At 69.4% G+C, this 15,144-nt stretch carries 15 protein-coding genes; 8 read left to right on the plus strand and 7 right to left on the minus strand.

Features of this window, described 5'->3' with window-relative positions:
- Window positions 1–254: 254 nt before the first annotated feature.
- Both LTV02_RS02485 and LTV02_RS02490 read left to right on the plus strand, forming a co-directional pair.
- Entirely contained in the window at window positions 255–1,499 is a 1,245-nt protein-coding gene (locus LTV02_RS02485) for a sigma 54-interacting transcriptional regulator (protein WP_233037768.1), read from the plus strand.
- Window positions 1,496–2,758: a vWA domain-containing protein gene (locus LTV02_RS02490; protein WP_233037770.1), complete on the plus strand. Its 1,263-nt coding sequence runs from the start codon at window positions 1,496–1,498 to the stop codon at window positions 2,756–2,758. Before LTV02_RS02485 ends, LTV02_RS02490 begins: the two co-directional genes overlap by 4 nt.
- Window positions 2,759–2,765: 7 nt before the next feature.
- Here the strand turns inward: LTV02_RS02490 and LTV02_RS02495 are convergent, their stop codons facing one another.
- Entirely contained in the window at window positions 2,766–3,374 is a 609-nt protein-coding gene (locus LTV02_RS02495; RefSeq protein ID WP_233037778.1) for an ankyrin repeat domain-containing protein, read from the minus strand.
- A 197-nt stretch (window positions 3,375–3,571) separates the two neighbouring features.
- Here LTV02_RS02495 and LTV02_RS02500 point away from each other — a divergent pair, with 197 nt between their 5' ends.
- The 3 genes from LTV02_RS02500 to LTV02_RS02510 are packed head-to-tail and all read left to right on the plus strand — an operon-like array spanning window position 3,572 to window position 5,848.
- Window positions 3,572–4,495 carry an LppP/LprE family lipoprotein gene (locus LTV02_RS02500; RefSeq protein ID WP_233037780.1) on the plus strand — a complete coding sequence of 308 codons (924 nt, stop codon included), beginning with the start codon at window positions 3,572–3,574 and terminating at the stop codon, window positions 4,493–4,495.
- 49 nt (window positions 4,496–4,544) lie between these two features.
- On the plus strand, window positions 4,545–5,387 hold the full coding sequence (locus LTV02_RS02505; RefSeq protein ID WP_233037789.1) for an acyl-CoA thioesterase: 843 nt from the start codon (window positions 4,545–4,547) through the stop codon (window positions 5,385–5,387).
- A gap of 47 nt (window positions 5,388–5,434) precedes the next feature.
- Window positions 5,435–5,848: a PPOX class F420-dependent oxidoreductase gene (locus tag LTV02_RS02510; RefSeq protein ID WP_233037791.1), complete on the plus strand. Its 414-nt coding sequence runs from the start codon at window positions 5,435–5,437 to the stop codon at window positions 5,846–5,848.
- Here the strand turns inward: LTV02_RS02510 and LTV02_RS02515 are convergent.
- Window positions 5,845–6,441 carry a TetR-like C-terminal domain-containing protein gene (locus tag LTV02_RS02515; RefSeq protein WP_233037793.1) on the minus strand — a complete coding sequence of 199 codons (597 nt, stop codon included), beginning with the start codon at window positions 6,439–6,441 and terminating at the stop codon, window positions 5,845–5,847. The genes LTV02_RS02510 and LTV02_RS02515 overlap by 4 nt on opposite strands.
- A gap of 114 nt (window positions 6,442–6,555) precedes the next feature.
- Between LTV02_RS02515 and LTV02_RS02520 the strand changes: the two genes are divergently transcribed.
- From LTV02_RS02520 to LTV02_RS02530, 3 genes are all read left to right on the plus strand, one after another.
- A complete protein-coding gene (locus LTV02_RS02520) occupies window positions 6,556–7,749 on the plus strand; it encodes an alpha/beta hydrolase family protein (RefSeq protein WP_233037795.1) in 1,194 nt (397 codons plus the stop codon).
- 43 nt (window positions 7,750–7,792) lie between these two features.
- The gene (locus LTV02_RS02525; RefSeq protein ID WP_408639327.1) at window positions 7,793–8,716 is read left to right on the plus strand and encodes a D-alanyl-D-alanine carboxypeptidase family protein; all 924 of its coding nucleotides are present in this window, start codon (window positions 7,793–7,795) and stop codon (window positions 8,714–8,716) included.
- 1,313 nt (window positions 8,717–10,029) lie between these two features.
- Window positions 10,030–10,290: a hypothetical protein gene (locus LTV02_RS02530; protein ID WP_233037799.1), complete on the plus strand. Its 261-nt coding sequence runs from the start codon at window positions 10,030–10,032 to the stop codon at window positions 10,288–10,290.
- An 8-nt stretch (window positions 10,291–10,298) separates the two neighbouring features.
- On the opposite strand, the gene LTV02_RS02535 is transcribed toward LTV02_RS02530, so the two are convergent.
- From LTV02_RS02535 to LTV02_RS02555, 5 genes are all read right to left on the minus strand, one after another.
- Entirely contained in the window at window positions 10,299–11,435 is a 1,137-nt protein-coding gene (locus LTV02_RS02535) for a S1 family peptidase (protein ID WP_233037808.1), read from the minus strand.
- 117 nt (window positions 11,436–11,552) lie between these two features.
- The gene (locus tag LTV02_RS02540) at window positions 11,553–12,044 is read right to left on the minus strand and encodes a nuclear transport factor 2 family protein (RefSeq protein WP_233037810.1); all 492 of its coding nucleotides are present in this window, start codon (window positions 12,042–12,044) and stop codon (window positions 11,553–11,555) included.
- A 36-nt stretch (window positions 12,045–12,080) separates the two neighbouring features.
- Window positions 12,081–13,169 carry a TIGR03857 family LLM class F420-dependent oxidoreductase gene (locus LTV02_RS02545; RefSeq protein ID WP_233037812.1) on the minus strand — a complete coding sequence of 363 codons (1,089 nt, stop codon included), beginning with the start codon at window positions 13,167–13,169 and terminating at the stop codon, window positions 12,081–12,083.
- Between the two features lie 40 nt (window positions 13,170–13,209).
- Window positions 13,210–14,343 carry a phosphotransferase family protein gene (locus LTV02_RS02550; protein WP_233037814.1) on the minus strand — a complete coding sequence of 378 codons (1,134 nt, stop codon included), beginning with the start codon at window positions 14,341–14,343 and terminating at the stop codon, window positions 13,210–13,212.
- 88 nt (window positions 14,344–14,431) lie between these two features.
- Window positions 14,432–15,046, minus strand: coding sequence for a TetR/AcrR family transcriptional regulator (locus LTV02_RS02555; protein WP_233037816.1), 615 nt, complete (start codon window positions 15,044–15,046; stop codon window positions 14,432–14,434).
- Between the last annotated feature and the right edge of the window lie 98 nt (window positions 15,047–15,144).

The following is a 15,144-nucleotide window of genomic DNA, read 5'->3' on the forward strand; positions in this document are numbered from 1 at the left end:
GTTCCGTACGCCGACGCGGAGGCGGCGGACGATATCGAACGGGAGCTGTACGAGCTCGGTCACTGGGCCACCTTTCCTGTTCGTCGGGGGAGGCGTTGAAATCACGGTAGCAGCGGCTTCCACAGCGGTAAAACGAATTTCGCCGCCCCGCGCATCAAGCCCCCTGACGCATCGCCCGCGCCGCCCGTGAACAGCGGCCGTGGGCAGCCGCGAAATCCTCTGGCACAGTGGGGAAACGGAGGGAGGATCCGAACATGGTCGAGCAGCTGGACGGGCATATCGGTGACGGGGCGGGGACGAACGGCGCGGGGGCGGCCGGGGTGAACGCGCTGGCGGTGGCGGACGCGCTGCTGGCGCGCTGCACCGACTATCGCTACGAGCCCTCGGAGAACACGGCGGTGTCGGCGCTGGCGCTGGCGGTGGGGGCGAACCTGCCGGTGCTGCTGTGGGGTGAGCCGGGGATCGGGAAGACGGCGGCGCTGCGGCAGCTGGGGGTCGGGCTGGGGGTGAGCGTGGAGACGGTGATCGCGAGCGTGCACGAGCCGTCGGACTTCTCGGGCCTGCCGATCGTGGGGGCGGATCCGACGGTGAACGGGGTGCCGATGGCGCCGCCGGACTGGGCGGTACGACTGGCACGCGCCGGGCACGGGCTGCTGTTCCTGGACGAATTGTCCTCCGCGCCACCGGCGGTGCAGGCGGCGCTGCTGCGGGTGGTGCTGGAACGGCGGGTGGGCAGTCTGGATCTGCCGCCGCCGGTGCGGATCGTGGCGGCGGCGAATCCGGCGGCGAGTGCGGCCGACGGCTGGCATCTGAGCCCGCCGCTGGCGAACCGGTTCGTGCACCTGGACTGGGTGCACGATCCGGCGGTGGTGTCCAGGGGGCTGGCCGGTACCTGGCCGGCCGTGACGGTGCCGCAGGTGGATCCCGCGGCGGGCCCGTCCGCGGTGGCGCGGGCGCGGGGCCTGGTGGCCGGATTCCTCTCCGCGCGACCGGTGCTCACTCATCGGCTGCCCGCCGAAACCGAGGACCGCGGCCGCGCCTGGCCGTCTCCGCGCACCTGGGAGATGGTGATGCGCCTGCTCGCCTTCGGTTTCGCCGCGGGCACGGACCGACAGGCGATCACCCTGGCCGTCTCCGGCGCGGTGGGTCCGGGCGCGGGGCTGGAACTGCTGGCCTTCATCGACGAGCTGGATCTGCCCGATCCGGAAGCGGTGCTGGCCGACCCGGCGGCGTTCGCGCTGCCCGCGCGCGGCGATCGCCAATTGGCCTTCCTCACCGCGGTGGTGGCGGCCGTGCAGGGCCGGGTGACCCGGGCGCGCTGGGAGGCGGGCTGGGAGGTGCTGGGCAAGGCGGTGCACGCCGGTTCCCCCGATGTGGCCGCCCGCGCCGCCTTCGATCTGGCCGCGCTGCGCGCCGGAAACGATTGGCCCGCACCGCCGGTGCTGGACGCCTTCATCGAGGTGCTGCGCCTCGCCGGGCGAATGCCGTCCCGGCCGTGACCGCCGCGGCCGAGGTGGATCGCACCAAACTGCTGGCGGCCCGATTCCGCGCCGCCACCGATCGCCCGTACCTGGCCACGGCGCTCTACGCCTTGACCTTCGTGCCCTCGAACCTGGTGCCGACCATCGGCGTGGACGCGAAATGGCGCTGCTATGTCGGTCCGGAATTCGTTGCGCGCAACGAGGTTCCGGCGCTGGCGGGCGTGCTCATCCACGAGGTCTCGCACCTGCTGCGCGCGCATTTCGAACGCGCGGAACAGCTGCCGGAACCGGTGCATCCGATGCTGGTGAACATCGCCCAGGACTGCGAGATCAACGATGATCTGGTGGCGGACGAACTGGTGCTGCCGGAGGGCCCGATGCTGCCGGGCCTGTTCGATCTCCCCGAAGGTCGCATGTTCGAGGAATACGTGCGAACCATCCGCGCTGCGCTCGAAGAGCAGTTCGGTTCCAGCGCAGGAGATTTCGGCGACGACGAAGTCCCGGGCCGTTTGGCGCGGCGCTTCGGATTCGATGCCGCCGCACCCGACTGCGGCGCCACCCCGGGCGGCCGTCCTTGGGAGGCCGACGCCGAACGCGACACCCCCGCAGTGCATCCCACCGAGGCCGCCGCCCTGCGCAAAGCCACCGCCGAAGCGGTCCGCGCCCACGAACGCACCGCGGGTTCGGTCCCCGAAGGCTGGCTGCGCTGGGCCGAGCACACCCTGGAACCGGTGGTCGATTGGCGCCTGAAGCTGGGCGGCGGTCTGCGCGAAGCGATTTCGTGGGCCAGCGGGGCCGTCGACTACACCCGCCGCCGTCCCGCCCGCCGCGGCGCGGCCGTGCCCCAGGTGATCCTGCCCGCCCTGGCCCGCCCGCTGCCCCGGGTGGCCGTGGTCATCGACACCTCCGCCTCCATGAGCCCCGACGATCTCGCCGTCGCCTACGCCGAGATCACCGGCATCCTGCGCGGCGTCGGCTTGGGCGCCGAACGCGTCACCGTGCTCACCTGCGACGCCGCCGTGCACACCGTCCGCAAGGTGACCCGGATCGAGGAGATCGAGTTACGCGGCGGCGGCGGAACGGATCTCACCATCGGCATCGACGCCGCCCTACGCCTGCCGCAGCGCCCGCAGGTGATCGTCGTCCTCACCGACGGCTACACCGATTGGCCCGCCGTCACCCCCGGCGCGCGCGTGATCGCCGTCCTCATCGGCGAGAACCCGCCGCGCCCGCCCGGCTGGATCGAAGCCGTCGAAATCGAAACCAGCTCGGAATGAACGGAATTCAGCACAGCCACACCACAAGATCGAAGTGGGCGTGCGCCATGGCCTCTTGCCACGGCGTCTCCCCGCGCTTGTTCACCCGGTCCCGGTCCGCCCCCGCTGCGATCAGGAACTGCACCACCCCGGCCTGCCCGTTGGCGGCCGCCACGTGCAGGGCTGTCCGCCCCGCCGCATCCGCGTGATCGACCGCCACCCCCGCGTACAGCAGGATCCCCACCACCTCCCCGAACCCGTGCGTGGCCGCGACGCGCAGCGCCCGAGCGCCATTGGCCTGCGGATCCGCCCCCAATCGCAGCAATCCGCGCACCGTCTCCGAATGCCCCACCGCGCAAGCCACTTCCAGCGGCGTGTACCCGTCCCGCGCCGCCCGCGTATCCAATCCGCCACCGCACCGCACCAATTCGATCAGCTCCGCCACCGACCCCGCTCCCCGCGCGTGCCGGTTCTCCATCACCATCTGCATCTGCCGCTGAATCCAATCCCGGTAGGCCCCGAACAACTGCTCGAAGCACCCCGTCGCCCGCCCGCCGAACGCGAGCAGCGCCTGCTCCCGCTCGATCTCGGCCGCATCGTGCGCGGGCGCGCACAGCTCCCCGTTCAGATACCCCACCGCATGTTCCGTACCCCCGCAGGAAACCGTTCTCGGCATCAGCATCATGGTCTTCACTCCCCGCGCAAACGTCCCTGATCCATGATCTCCGAGAACCCCGGCTGCCGGTCGGATGATTCGATGCCCATGAAAGCTGGGGCGCAACGAACTTCACCCGGGGTACGACGTGTTCGTCAGGACGAGGGAAGGGGATCGACATGAAGAGGATCGTCGGCATCGTGATGGCGGTGGCCGCGCTGACCTTGGCGGCGGGCTGTCAGGACGACGGGTCGCCGCAGTCGGGCGGCACATCGTCGGCGGCGACGACTCCGGCCGGTACCGGCGGGACGTCGTCGGAACCGGGCCCCGGCACGCAACAGCCACCGGCCACCACTTCGACCGGTGACAGCGCGCCTGCCACCGCCGGAAACGGCAAATGCGTCGACCTGAGTTCGCCGGTGGTCACCGCGGCGCTGGCCAAGCTCGGCGCGAACGTCGGCGGTGACGGCTTCTACGCGGACAGCGGCACCGATGCGGCCGTCGGCTCCTGCCCGGCCCTGCTGTGGGTGCTGGCCGGCACGCCGCGCGGCACCGCCAGCTCGCCGTGGCACGTGATGTTGTTCAACCACGCCGGCTATCTGGGCACGGCGACCAAGAAATCGACCTCCTACACCGCGGTGACCGGATCCTCCGATCGCAGCGTGCAGGTCCGATACCGTTGGCTGACCGGCCAGGACGCCAGCTGCTGCCCCTCGGGCGGGCCGGTCGTCGTCACGCTCACCCTCGGCTCGGACGGGCGCACGGTGACCCCGGATCGCGATTTCCCGACGCAGGTCACCGATCCCAGCCCCACCGGCGGATCGGCCTGCCCCGTCACCAAGGCCAAGCTGCTGGAAGCCTTGAGCGGCACCGATGTCGAGTCCCGCCTGGCCAAGCCGATCGAGCTGGAGGACGGCATCGAATGCGCGGGTGACTGGGCCATCGCGCACAGCGGCACCCACAACAACACGGTCAACCGGGCGCAGGTGCTGTTCCACTATGTGGCGACGAGCGGCGGCTGGCAGCCGGTGGATCTCGGGAGTGCCCTGCGCTGCACCGAACTCGGCGTTCCGGCGGACGTCGCGAGCAAGATCTGCCACTGAGCGAACCCTCGGCTACAGCGAAACCGCCGCGGTGTGCGAGCATTTCGCGATGGCTGGTGGTACCCGAATGTGGCCGGTGGTCGACCTGACCGACCTGCTCGACGTGCTCGATCTCGAGGAGGCCGGTCCGGGCCGGTTCCGCGCCCGCAATGTGACTTCGACGCTCCCGACGACGCTGGGCAGCCAGACCCTCGCGCAGACGGTGGTGGCGGCGGAGCGCACGGTGCCGAATATGACCGTCCAGTCCCTGCACGCTGTGTTCCCGCGCGGTGGATATGCCGATCGCCCGGTGGATGTGGAGGTCGAGGTCGTGCAGTCGGGCCGGGCGCTCGCGACCGTGCAGGTGAGTTTCCGGCAGCAGGAGCGCGAACACGCGCGCGCCTTGGTGATGCTGAGCGCCGGGGAACCGGATTTCATCGCCCACGACGCCGACCTGCCGCCCGAGGTGCCGGGGCCCGAGGACTGCGCCGAACTGCCGTGCGCACTGCTGCCCTGGGAGGTCCGGACCCTCGGCGGCGCGGACGCGCTGGGGCCGGACGTGGCGGGCCCGCCATCGCTGGATGTGTGGATGCGCTGCGGCAAAGCGCCCGAGCAGCCCGTCGTTTCGCGCGCCCTGCTGGCTCACGCCAGCGAGGCGTTCCTGGGGCCGGTCGCGCTGCGGCCCTATCCGCAAGCGGAGATCGACCGGCTCGGCGGCATCGGCATCTCGGCCATGCTGGCCCAGACCGTCACCGTGCATCGCCCGGTCGACGTGCGCGATTGGCTGCTGCTGCGCTGCCGCAGCCCGTTCGCCGGCAGCGGCCGGATGTTCGGCCGGATCGAGATATTCACGCGGACAGGCGATCTGGTGGCCTCCGCGAGCGCCCACGGGCTGATGCGGGCGGCGGGCTGAGCGGTCGGCTTGACCTCAACCCAGCTCGAGCTTCTACGGTGAGCAGTATGCCTTTTACCGAAGTGGAACGCAGCTACCTCGCCGGTCAGCGGCTGGCCCGCCTGGCGACGGTCACCAAGGACAACCGGCCGAATATCGTGGCGGTCGGTTTCCGGCTCAATGCCGACGACACCATCGATATCGGCGGCCCGAACCCGAATGCCCAGCGGTATCGGAATGTGAAGGCCAACCAATACGTGAGCCTGGTGGTGGACGATATGACCCCGGACGATCCGGCCGAGGTGAAGCCGGGGTGGGGGCGCGGCATCGAGATCCGGGGGCGCGCGGAGATCATCAGCGTGGAGGACATTCCGGTGGCTCCGCAGTGGTTCTCGCACGAGATCATTCGCATTCACCCGGAGCGCGTGCACCAGTGGCATATCGATCCGGCGAATCCGGATGGGGGAGCGCGGAATCTCTAGGTGGCGCGGAAGGCCGTGAGCAGCATGGTGATCAGCTCGTCGAGATAGCCGGGTTCGAGCGGCGCGGCATTGACGGTGAGCCGCCAGTAGAGCGGTCCCGCCAGGAAGTCCAGGGCGAGTGGGATGTTCAGGTCGGCCGGGAGTTCACCGCGGGCGATGGCCCGGCGCAGCAGGTCCGCGGCGCGTTCCCGGCGCGCGCCGCCCACGCCCTCGGCGAGGCTCTCGGCCAGGGCCGGTTCGCGGCCGGCTTCCGCCAGCAGATCGGGAATGATCTTCGACGCCAAGGGGTGCCGGAGCCCGTCGGCCGCCGCGCCGAGGTAGGCGCGCAGGTCGCCGCGCAGGGTGCCGGTGTCGGGCGTCTCGGCGGCCGCCACCGCGACCTTGGTGATGAGGTCGGTGGCCATGGCCTGTTTGGAGGGCCAGCGGCGATACACCGCCGCCTTGCCCGCGCCCGCCCGCCGCGCGACCGCCTCGATGGACAGCCGCCCGTAGCCGACCGCCGCCAGCTCCTCGAAGAAGGCGCTGGTCAAGGCGTCGGTGAGGGCGTCCTGTAGGACCGGGCCGCCGGCTGCGCGGCGTACGGGGTTGGCCATGCCGCCCAATCTAGCACGAGACGGAACGGTTGCGTCTCGACTGATCCGGCGCTACAGTTCGAGTCATAGCCGAGACGGAACCGTTCCGACTCGATAAATGGAAGCGTCGAACCCATGAAATTCCTCTTCGATGACGAGTCCTTCTCCTTCGAGACCCTGCGCACCGCCTGCTTCGCCAACTACGACGGCGCGGACCTGGGGGAGGTGCTGGTAACAGCCCGCGCCATCGCCGAGGGCGACGAAGCGTCCTGGTACCGCGAGTGGAAGGCGACCGCGGCTCGCGTCGAGGCCGCCGGGCAGGCCGCGCTCGCCGCCGGGCATCGCGTCAGCGCCCGTGAAGCCCTGCTGCGAGCCTCCAACTACTACCGCACCAGCGAGTTCTACCTGCGCGACAATCCATTCGACGACGCCGACGCCAAGGACTCGTCACAGCGCGCCCGCGCCACCTTCGCCGCCGCGGCGGAACTCATGGACACCCCGGTGCGGGCCGTGGAGATTCCCTACGAGGACACCGCGCTCCCGGGCTATCTGTTCCTGGTCGACGATTCCGGAATCCCGCGTCCCACAGTCGTTTTCACCAGCGGTTTCGATTCCGTCGTCGAGGAGGCGTATTTCGCGATCGCCGCGGCGGCGCTGCGCCGGGGCTACAACTGCCTGGCCTACGACGGCCCCGGCCAGGGCGCGGCGCTGCGTGAACAGCACCTGTTCTTCCGTCACGACTGGGAGAACGTGCTCACCCCGGTGATCGATTACGCGCTCACCTGCCCTGAGATCGACCCGGCTCGAATCGCCGTGCACGGCTACAGCCTCGGCGGTTACCTGGTCGCCCGCGCCGCCGCTTTCGAGCACCGCATCGCCGCGCTGATCGCCGACGGCGGGCTCTACGACTACCACGCCTTCCATCTGCGCGCGGTCCCGCCGTTCCTGGCCGAATGGGTGATGGACGAGCGCGACGAGCTGTCCGAGCCGGTCATCGCGCTGATGATGGCCCACAACACCAGCATTCGCTGGGCGCTGCGCAACGGGCGGTGGACGTTCGGCGCGGACTCCTGCTCGGACTATGTGCGCCGTACCAAGGATTACAGCCTGGTCGGCATCGCGGACCGGATCGTGGCCCCGACCCTGATCTTCGATCCCGAGGACGATATGTTCGCGGGCGAGCCGAAGCTGCTGCACGCGGCGCTGAAATGCCCCGCCACGCTGGTGGAGATGCCGGAAAACGAAGGCGGCGGCGCACATTGCAGCTACGGCGGCCGAGCCACCCTGCACCGCCACCTGTTCGATTGGCTGGACGAGACACTGGCGTGAATCCGCTCGTGTCGGCCGGGCGGCGGCGGGATCGGGAGGCAGAATGTGGCGCGTGCCGACATTCGCGAAGTTGCTGCAGGTAGCCGTCGCCGGGGCGTTGCTCGTCGGAGCCGGCCAGACCGTGACCGCCGCACCCGCCGAGAGCGCCCCGATCTTCCCGCTGCCCTGGGTGGGTTCCGAGCCGGACGGCGTGCGGGCTCCGGGGGCGGCGCTGGCGGACGGGATCACCGGCACCATCCTGTGGTCGCGGGAACTGCACACGCAGTTGCCGATCGCCAGCATCACCAAGGTGATGACCGCCCTGGTGGTGATCAATGCCGGTGACCTGGAGCGCGCGGTCACGGTCCCCGCGGCGAGCATCTCCTACTGCGTCAGCAATGACGGCAGCAGCGCCGGGCTGTCCGCCGGTGAGGTGCTGACCACGCGCCAACTGCTCTACGCGATGATGCTGCCCTCGGGCTGCGACGCCGCCTACACCCTCGCGGAGGCGTACGGGCCCGGGCAGGGCGGCTTCATCGCCCGCATGAACGACACCGCCCGCCAAATGGGATTGGCCGCAACCCATTTCACGGATCCGAGCGGGTTGCCCATCCCCGACGACTACTCCACCTATTCCACCCCCGCCGACCTGATCGCCCTGGGCGTGCGGGCCATGGTGCTGCCGGTGTTCCGCGAAATCGCCGGTGCGCGAAGCTATCACCTGCCCGCGGGCCCCGCGAACCGCGACCACGTCTGGGAGACCACCAACCTCCTGCTCCACGACTACCCCGGCGCGATCGGCATCAAGACCGGTTCCACCGACGCCGCCGGCGCCTGCCTGCTGTTCGAGACCGTCCGCGCCGGGATTCCTATGATCGGCGTTGTCCTGCACAGCTCTTCCGGCAGCGGCGCGGCCGCCCGAGACGATGCCCAGCGCATGCTGAACTGGGGCTACGGGCCGATCCTCGCGGCCTTGCCGATCGGCTGACCGCCCCGACCAAGATCTCTCCGCCTTCGCCGATCCGGGTCCACGCGTGTCCGTTTTGCCTATACTGAGCGCCAGTCTGACGATCGTCCAGGAGGCGCGTGGTGGCAGGCGAATGGCTACTGGGCATCGGCTTCGGTCCAACCGCGACAGCCGCCGCAACCCTGGATCTCGCTGTGCAACAGGTGATCCCGCTCGAACTCCCCCTCGACGTCCCCGCCGTCCCACCCGACCCGGAAATAGCGATCCGCGTCCTCCGCACCGCCCTGCAAGCCGCCTGGTCCACCCGAGGCGGCCCGCCGCCATTGGGCCTGGTCCTCGCCTACCCGGACAACTGGCTACCCCACCAAGCCGGCCTGCTCACCCACGCGGCCGCCACCGTCGGATACACCGCGAATACCCTACGGCTCCTACCGATCTCGACAGCCACCGCCCACAACCCCACCCGCCTGGGCGACGGCCCCGCCCTGGCCGCCGCCCGCGGCGCACTACTGGCCATGCTCGCCCCACCACCACCCCGCCCCCTACGAACCGACCTCCTCCGCTGGAACCCGCGCCCGAACCCAACCCCACCCCCTTCGCAGTCGGAACCGCCCGCCCGGCAGCCCAATTCGCAACCGATTGCGCGGCGCCCCGATTCGGAACCGATAGTGCGGCAGCCCGATTTGGGATCTACAGCGAGGCAGCCAAATTCGGAACCTTCAGTGAGGCAGCCTCATTCGGAACCGTTGATGTGGCCTCCCCCTGCGGAATCGGTAGCGCGGCAGCCGTACCCGGCTCCGTTGGCGCGGCCGCCATATGTGGAGCCGTCGGCGCAGCGTGGACCGGATTCCTCGGCGCAGGATCAGCGGCCGGATTCCTCGGCGCGGGGTCAGCGGCCGGATTCTTCGACCGAGGATCAACGGCCGGAGCCCTCAGCGCGGGGTCAGCGGCCGGATTCCTCGGCAGGGGATCGGCGGTCGGAGCCCTCGGCGCGGCATCGGCAATCGAAACGCTCGGTGCGGGTTCCGTCGACGCTCAGTCCGCAGCCGCCGGTCTTTCGTACCCCGCGCATTTGGGCTGCTGCTCTTGTTCTCGGCGTGGTGATCGCCGGTGGGACAACCGGAGTCGTGGTGCTCGCTGCGAAGGATGATGAGATAACCCCGGCCGCGGCGACTGTCGGCACCACGTCGCGCCCGGTCAGCTCGGCCCCGGCTACGACCACGGCGATCACTACCAGCGTCGCCACGTCGCTGACCACGAACCCGCCTGCGCCTCCGCCGCCGCCCGAACCGCCGCCGCCGGAGCCCCCGGCGCCGACCCCCGAACCGCCACCGGTGACGACGCGACCCGCTCCTACGACGGTGCAGCCCGCTGAGCCCGAACCCGCACCCGCGCCGCCGGATCCGACGACGCAAGCGCCCCGGGACATGCACGATGCCACTGTCCGGGGCTATTGCCAGGGCCTGCTCAATCAGGCCGACAAGTTCCCGGGCGGGCTCGCGGCCATGCGCGCGCAGGTGCCGCCGCCGTTCCTCAGCTCTCCGGCGGATTGGTCGGAAGCGTTCGACCGTGCGGAAAGCGGTTCCTGCCAGTAGTTTTCGCGCTACGCGCCGGCGATCTGGATCGCATTGCCCGCACCGGCCGTGCCGCCGTCGTTCTGAACGGTGACAATGCAGCCGACGGTCGCGCCTGCCGCCTCGGCCGGGACGGTGAACCGGGGGTGGTCGGTCGCACCCGGTACCGGGATGTCGATCGCCCGGCCTTGCTCGTCGACGCGGGTGACCAGCCACTGGTAGGCGACGGCGTCCGGGTGTCCGTCCCATTCCGGCGCACGGCAGGTCAGGATGCTCCCGATACGCGGATCACCCTCCAGCGCAACCTCTCCGAGCGGGGCGGGCGCCCAGACAGGGGTGGGCGACAGGGCCCAATCACGGAAGTAGGCGGCGTCGGCATAGGCGACCAGTCGCGCGTCGGGATCGTCGCAGGATTGCTTGCGATCGAGGTAGCTGGCGACTCCGGCCAGCCGAGCATCGCTGCCGGTACCGGTGACGAGCGGACCGCCAGAGTCGCCGCTGCACGGTTTGACCGCGGCCGGCGCGGCCGTCCCGACGCAGAGTTGCTGATCGCTCTCGAACCGGTAGTTGCCCTGCATGGTGGTCTGGCAGGCGATAGGCGGGAGCGTGACCAGCTCGGCTCGCAGCAGCGGCTCCGATTTGTCGGCATGTGCTCCGGTATTGCCGTGCCCGAGCGCGGTGACCGGCGTGCCGACCGGATCGGCAACGGTGGCGATCGGAAGGACCGGTCCGGCAACGGGTTTCGACAGTTCGACAATCGCGACGTCGTTGTGGACCCGGCGGACACCATCGGCGGCATCGGCGATCTCGTAGCCCGGATGAATCGCGATGCGCCTGATCGGCACCTCCTCGCCCCGGCCGCTGAGCAGGTCCGCGTCCGTCCGGACGGAGAGATCACCGGGCGCCGAGCCCGCCACACAGTGCGCGGCCGTGAGCACCCGATCGGGGGCGATGAGCGTGCCGCCGCAGACCAACCGGCCGACGGCGGACCCATCGCCCGTCATCAGAATCCCCGTGTACCAGGGTTGTTCGCCCGCACTCGCCCGCACCCCGCCTTCGACGGCCCAGGCCGCGCCCGAGCCCGCGGCGAGCCCGGCGACAATGACGGCAAGCGCGCTCAGACCGCGCCCGGCCCGCCGATACGTGTTTCGGTGACTGGGGTGCATCTCATCCGCTCGGTAGATTGGCTATGTATCAGCAACTACCGTAGAAGCCTCGGCGCACCGCAACATCAGCCGCGAGCCCAGCACCGCCTAACACTTTCGATGTACCCGCCGGCTGTCCTACACGGACGGCTTGACGATGTACTTCATCTCCACCTGCGGCGCACACGACATGACGCCGCCGGCCTTGATCCACTCGCCGATCACCCGGGCCGCATCCCGCGCGGGGTTGTAGATGTCCTCCTCGCTCGCGAACAATCCGTTACCCGCGTAGACCAGCCGCGTGGTGTTGGGGAACCAGAACTCCACGCCCGGCTCGGTGGGGTGATCCAGGAGGTTCTTGATGCCGACCACGATGGCGTCGTTGTCCTCGTCGTAGGCCACCCACTCGTGCGGAAACCGCATGTGCGGGAACGGTTTCATGACCTCGATGATCCACGTCCGCACCTCCTCGCGATGGTGGAACGTCCCGTAGGCGTGCTCGATGTACTCGACGTCCTCGACGAACAGATCCGCGAACGGACCCCAATCACCGGTCTCGGAACAGCGGTCGACGACCTGGCTGTAGTGATGCAGCGCCTCTTCCAGCTCGGTGCGACTGAATTTGCCCATGATGCAATACCTTTCGTTAATAGTCCGCGCGAAGTCTCACGCGAACTTGCCCGGATTGGCCGCCACCGCCCGGCGCAGCACCGGCCGGTTGGCGCGATAGTGCTCGACCACCGATTCCAGTTCGTGCGGGCTCGCGCCGTGCATGATCACCGAATGGCAGCCGAGGTCGTATTCGCGGGAGATCTTCTTCACGCACTGTTCGGGCGTGCCGTAGGCGGCGGAGGCGAGCCATTCGTCGGGGATGAGCGCGTCGATCTGCTCCAGGGTCTCCACCGACGCGGAGGCGTCGATGGGTCCGGCCGCCGCCGCGTTCTGGTACAGCTCGGTCGCCCGAATCCGTTCCCACACTTGCGGATCCCATCCGTTGGCGGCGATCAGAATGTCGGCGTACGCCTGCAGGTAGGTCACCAGCCGACCGGTGCGGCGGCGCAGCTGATCCTCGGGGGTGAGGGCATCGCTGGCGGTCGCCAGGCACGACCAGATGCGCACGCTGTCGGGGTCCTTACCCGCACGTTCCGCGCCCCGGCGCACGGCCGCAACGGAATTCGCGGTCGCCTCGTCGGAGAAGAAGGTGTGCAGCACCACGAAGTCGCCGATCGCCCCGGCCAGCTCCATGGTTTTCGGCCCGACCGCCACGAAGCCGATCGGCGGGGCGTCGTCCAGGCCGTTCTGGTGGTAGAGCACCGGCCAGGACCCCGCGGGCCCCTCGTGATTCAGGATGGTCTCGCCCGCCCAGAGCCGCCGCAGAATGCCCACGAAATCGCGCAGCTGCGCCTCGGTGACGGCGGGCAGGCCGATCGCCTTCCAGTTCGCCGCCATGCCGCGCCCGAACGCCATGGCGAACCGGCCCTCGGTGACGGCCTGCATGGTGGACCCCATGGTGGCCGTCACCATCGGATGCCGGGTGTGGTGATTCGTTGCGGCGGCGGCGATTCCGAGCTCGGTGGTGCATCCGGCCAGGCCGCCGGACAGCACCGCGGAATCCTTGACGGTCATCCGCTCGCCGATCATGCACGAGCCGAGGCCGAGGCGTTCCGCGTCCCGGGCCTCCGGCAGCAGCACGCGCGCGTCGGCCGGATGCCGGGTAATGCAGTAGTAGGCGAGTTCGTTCAATTGTTCGAGCATGAGAGTGCTACTTCTCCAATGGATTTCGAGAGGGGAGGGCTCAGGCGCCGAGCTCGGCGAGCATCGTTTCGACGATCGCCTTGTGATGGAGGAAGACCTCGACATCGTCGGGCCGCTCCATCTCACCGAAGTGGACCTGGCGGCCGCCGGCGCGCATGAAGACCACGGCGTAGTTCAGCGCGGCGAACATGGTGTACCAGGTGAGATCGCCGAGCTGCACACCCGAATGCTCGGCGTAGGCGGCCCGCACATCCGCCTCGCGGAAGAAGTCCGGCATGCCGGGGAAGCCGAAATTCTCGGCGATGCCGTGGAAAACGCGGTGCCCGAACAGGATCCACGCCACATCGAGCTCGCGGGGGCCGATCGTGGCCATCTCCCAGTCGAGCACCGCCACCGGCGTGAAGTCCCGGTACATGATGTTGCCCAGGCGCGCGTCGCCCCAGGACAGCACGGTCTCACCGGCTTCCGGGATACTGGTGTCGAGCCATTTCAGGATCCGCTCCACCAGCGGCGACGGCCCGGTGTCGCGGGCCGCGAACTCGTACCACGCCCGCGCCCGGTTCAGGTTCTTCTCCAGCAGCGTGGCGCCGGGATACGGCGGCTCCAGGAACGCGAAAGTCGTTGCCGCGTCCGGTATCGCGTGCATCTTCGCGAGCGCCTCGACCGTGCCGTCCTGCACCCGCCGCTGCTGTTCGGGATCGGCGTCGAAGAGCCAGTTGTTGCCGAACGTGTACGGCATGACGTCCGGCGGCACCAGTCCGTCGATGCGATCCATCAGCAGGAACGGCGCGCCCAGTACCTCACCGGTCGGTTCCAGGAACCGCACCCGAGGCACCTCGACCCGGCTCGTCTCGGCCACGATCCGCATCACCTCGAACTGCCCGCGCAGGTCGTAGTGCTCGTACACCGGGAAATCGCCCGCGGCCGGCGCCACCCGCGCGATCAGCTCGGCGGTCCGCGCGACCCCGTCCTCCTGCCAATTCAGGGTCAGGGTCAGGGTTTCCGCCGACATGCCGTTGCTGTCGATGCCCGATCCCAGCGTGAGTTGCGGCGCGGCGTGCGCGGGCAGCTGTTCGGCGAGCCATTCGGTCAGTCGCGGGAGCAGTGTGGCGGAGTCGCGGCTGCTGCGCTGTAGGCGCATGCCCTGCTCGTCGGGCGTAGGAGATGGAGACATGAATCACCCTCGGCTCATTGATCGAAACTGGGGGTAACCATGAACCTCCCGCCTCAAATTGTCAACGAGGGTTCTCAAAGAATCAAAGTTATTGCAGGTAAACGGCTATCGCATCGACCAGGCAATGGCGGGCTCCGGTCACTTCGGCGGCCGGGGACAGCCGGCGCTCGTTATTGATGCCGCGCATGGCCATAGGGATCAGGCATCGCACCCGCGACACCTTGTCCGCGTCCAGCGACAGGTCCGCCAGCGCGTATTCGAAGGCTCGCAGCCAGGCATCCTCGTACTGCGCGAACGCCGCCGCGGTAAGCGGGAAAGTAGCCAGCCGCTCCGCCTGATCATTGGGCAGCCCGGCCCGCAGCGTCTCCACCGCCCGCCCCTCGGGGGTATCCAGAATCGTCCAGATGGCATCCACCATCTCCCACACCCGATCTCGCACCGACCCCGTGATCGCGGGCCACACCTCGGGACTGTTGGCTCCGGTCCGATCGGTCAGCTCGGTCAGCACCGCCGCCCACAACCCGTCGATATCCCCGAATTGATGCTTGAGCGTCCCCCAGCTCACGCCCGCCTCCCGCGCGACCCGATTGGCCGACAACGGTTCCCCCGGCCCGTCCGCCAGGCACCCGATGGCAACCTCCAGCAACCGCTGCCGGGTCTCCCGCCCCTTCCGGTTCAGGCGAGTCCCGGCCGCAGACTGCATAGTCGAACCCACTTCGGCCACCGACGCTTCCATCCCGCGAGCCCCGCAATCCCGGAATCTCCGGCAGTTGTCCCGCCTGTAGACGATAGCTGTGCGTG

Origin of the sequence: Nocardia yamanashiensis (genome assembly GCF_021183565.1) — a bacterium.
Taxonomy (GTDB): domain Bacteria; phylum Actinomycetota; class Actinomycetes; order Mycobacteriales; family Mycobacteriaceae; genus Nocardia; species Nocardia yamanashiensis.

What these genes read in the sequence shown, in the direction of transcription:
- LTV02_RS02515 (WP_233037793.1), bottom strand. Translation starts at nt 6,441, where the DNA reads ATGGCCAACCCCGTACGCCGCGCAGCCGGCGGCCCGGTCCTACAGGAC.
- LTV02_RS02545 (WP_233037812.1), bottom strand. Translation starts at nt 13,169, where the DNA reads ATGCTCGAACAATTGAACGAACTCGCCTACTACTGCATTACCCGGCAT.
- LTV02_RS02485 (WP_233037768.1), top strand. Translation starts at nt 255, where the DNA reads ATGGTCGAGCAGCTGGACGGGCATATCGGTGACGGGGCGGGGACGAAC.
- LTV02_RS02550 (WP_233037814.1), bottom strand. Translation starts at nt 14,343, where the DNA reads ATGTCTCCATCTCCTACGCCCGACGAGCAGGGCATGCGCCTACAGCGC.
- LTV02_RS02500 (WP_233037780.1), top strand. Translation starts at nt 3,572, where the DNA reads ATGAAGAGGATCGTCGGCATCGTGATGGCGGTGGCCGCGCTGACCTTG.
- LTV02_RS02520 (WP_233037795.1), top strand. Translation starts at nt 6,556, where the DNA reads ATGAAATTCCTCTTCGATGACGAGTCCTTCTCCTTCGAGACCCTGCGC.
- LTV02_RS02505 (WP_233037789.1), top strand. Translation starts at nt 4,545, where the DNA reads ATGGCTGGTGGTACCCGAATGTGGCCGGTGGTCGACCTGACCGACCTG.
- LTV02_RS02540 (WP_233037810.1), bottom strand. Translation starts at nt 12,044, where the DNA reads ATGGGCAAATTCAGTCGCACCGAGCTGGAAGAGGCGCTGCATCACTAC.
- LTV02_RS02555 (WP_233037816.1), bottom strand. Translation starts at nt 15,046, where the DNA reads ATGCAGTCTGCGGCCGGGACTCGCCTGAACCGGAAGGGGCGGGAGACC.
- LTV02_RS02525 (WP_408639327.1), top strand. Translation starts at nt 7,793, where the DNA reads ATGTGGCGCGTGCCGACATTCGCGAAGTTGCTGCAGGTAGCCGTCGCC.
- LTV02_RS02535 (WP_233037808.1), bottom strand. Translation starts at nt 11,435, where the DNA reads ATGCACCCCAGTCACCGAAACACGTATCGGCGGGCCGGGCGCGGTCTG.
- LTV02_RS02510 (WP_233037791.1), top strand. Translation starts at nt 5,435, where the DNA reads ATGCCTTTTACCGAAGTGGAACGCAGCTACCTCGCCGGTCAGCGGCTG.